Source organism: Mesorhizobium sp. M7A.F.Ca.ET.027.03.2.1, from assembly GCF_003999175.1.
Classification (GTDB): Bacteria; Pseudomonadota; Alphaproteobacteria; order Rhizobiales; family Rhizobiaceae; genus Mesorhizobium.
Genome location: NZ_RZOM01000930.1, coordinates 1 through 2,470 on the forward strand (window position 1 = coordinate 1; position 2,470 = coordinate 2,470).

At 63.7% G+C, this 2,470-nt stretch carries 2 protein-coding genes and 1 pseudogene; all 3 read left to right on the forward strand.

Going from position 1 to position 2,470, the window contains the following annotated elements; genetic code table 11:
- Positions 1–66: 66 nt before the first annotated feature.
- Positions 67–864, forward strand: coding sequence for a CoA-transferase subunit beta (locus EN750_RS29170; RefSeq protein ID WP_127398818.1), 798 nt, complete (start codon positions 67–69; stop codon positions 862–864).
- A gap of 1 nt (position 865) precedes the next feature.
- Positions 866–2,071 carry a 3-oxoadipyl-CoA thiolase gene (pcaF, locus tag EN750_RS29175; protein ID WP_127398819.1) on the forward strand — a complete coding sequence of 402 codons (1,206 nt, stop codon included), beginning with the start codon at positions 866–868 and terminating at the stop codon, positions 2,069–2,071.
- A 154-nt stretch (positions 2,072–2,225) separates the two neighbouring features.
- A pseudogene (locus EN750_RS29180) lies at positions 2,226–2,470 on the forward strand (BMP family ABC transporter substrate-binding protein); the annotation flags it as partial.

Below are 2,470 nucleotides of genomic sequence, written 5' to 3' on the forward strand. Positions count from 1 at the left end.
GGTCTACGTGATCGAGAAGAGCGCCGACGATTTCGCGGCCCGGGTCGAGCATTTGAGGAAAGCGGCATGAGCGACAATCCGGGATTCACCCCCAACGAGATGATGACCATCGCCGCCAGCCGCGCGCTGCGCAACGACGATGTCTGCTTCGTCGGCATCGGCGCGCCATCGGCCGCCTGCAATGTGGCGCGGCTGACGCATGCGCCTGACATCACCCTGATTTACGAGAGCGGCACGATCGGCACCGCGCCTGACGTGCTGCCGCTGTCGATCGGCGACGGCGAATTGTGCGAGACCGCTATCACCACCGTCGCGGTGCCGGAGATGTTCCGCTACTGGCTGCAGGGCGGCCGCATCTCGATCGGCTTCCTTGGTGCGGCGCAGCTCGACAAGTTCGGCAACATCAACACCACCATCATCGGCGACTATTTCCATCCCAAGACCCGGCTGCCCGGCGGCGGCGGCGCGCCGGAGATCGCGACGTCGTCGAAGGAGATCTACATCACCATGGCGCAGACCAAGCGCGGCATGGTCGAGAAGATCGACTTCTTCACCTCCTTCGGCCATGGCGAGGGTGGTGACCATCGAAAACGGCTTGGCATAGACACCGCCGGCCCGACGCTGCTGATCACCGATCTTGCCATCTGGAAGCCGGATCCGGTGAGCAAGGAATTCACGGTCGTGTCGCTGCATCCCGGCGTGACCCGCCAGCAGGTGAAGGACACCTGTGGCTGGGCGGTTAAGTTCGCAGAGGCGCTTGACGAAACACCGGCGCCAAGCGAACTCGAACTCAAGACATTGCGCGACCTGCAGGCCCGCACCAAGGCGGCGCATGAGGGAACCGGAAAAGCAAAGGCTGCATGACATGGCCGAGGCCTATATCTGCGACTACATCCGCACACCGATCGGCCGCTTCGGCGGTTCGCTGTCTTCGGTACGATCAGACGATCTTGGCGCGATACCGCTGAGGGCATTGGCCGAGCGTAATCCCGGCATCGACTGGCAGGCTGTCGACGACATCGTCTATGGCTGTGCCAACCAGGCCGGCGAGGACAACCGCAACGTGGCGCGCATGGCGCTGCTGCTGGCAGGTCTGCCGAAAGAGATTCCCGGCTCGACGGTCAATCGCCTTTGCGGCTCCGGCATGGATGCGCTGACCATCGCAGCCAGAGCCATCAAGGCCGGCGAGGCGGAGCTGATGGTCGCGGGCGGTGTCGAATCGATGAGCCGGGCGCCCTTCGTCATGCCCAAGGCCGACACGGCGTTCTCGCGCAATGCCGAGATTTACGACACCACCATCGGCTGGCGCTTCGTCAACCCGCTGATGAAGAAGCAGTACGGTGTCGATTCGATGCCGGAGACCGGCGAGAACGTAGCGGAGGAGTTCGCCATCTCTCGCGCGGACCAGGACGCCTTTGCCGTGCGCAGCCAGGAGAAGGCGGTCGCGGCCCAAGCCAATGGAAGGCTGGCGAAGGAGATCACCTCAGTGACCATCCCGCAGCGCAAGGGCGATGCGATCATTGTCAGCAAGGATGAACACCCCCGCGCTGGCTCAACGGTCGAGGCGCTGGCCAAGCTGCCGACGCCGTTCCGCCAGGGCGGCACAGTCACGGCCGGCAATGCCTCCGGCGTCAATGACGGGGCGGCGGCGCTGATCGTCGCTTCCGAGGCGGCGGTGAAGACATATGGCCTGACCCCGATCGCCCGCATTCTCGGCGGGGCCGCCGTAGGTGTGGCGCCGCGCATCATGGGCATCGGCCCGGCGCCGGCGACGCAAAAACTCTGCGCGCGGCTTGGCCTGACGCCAAAACAGTTCGATGTCATCGAGCTCAACGAAGCCTTTGCCTCGCAAGGCATCGCCGTATTGCGCCAGCTTGGCATTGCCGAGGATGCGGAACACGTCAACCCGAATGGCGGCGCCATCGCGCTTGGCCATCCCCTGGGCATGTCGGGTGCCCGCATCTCCGGCACGGCGGCGCTGGAGCTTCGCGAACGTGGCGGCCGTTATGCGCTTGCCACGATGTGCATCGGTGTCGGCCAGGGCATCGCGATCGCGCTGGAACGGGTTTGATCGGCGGCCCTTGCTTGGCCGGCTAAGATCAAGAATCCGGTGCGCGGTTCAAATTTGACCACGTGGACAAAAGTCTGGCGTCGTTCCATACTTCCCCGTCTGACATTTCTAGGAACAGCCGGCTCGACACGGCTGTCGAACAGAGGGGAATGCAATGGAAAACCGGAACAATAAATCGCAGATAAAACGCGAAGGGCTTTCGCGACGCAATGTGCTGGAGTTGGGCGCGCTTGGTTTGGCGGCAGCGATGTTGCCGGGCGCCGCCTTCGCGGCGGACAAGAAGCTGAAGGTGGCGGCGATCTTCGCCACGCCGATCGAGGAGCCGTGGGACAACCAGATCCATGTCGCCTTGCAGAGGGCCGAGAAGGAACTCGGCATCGAATACAAATGGTCCGAGAA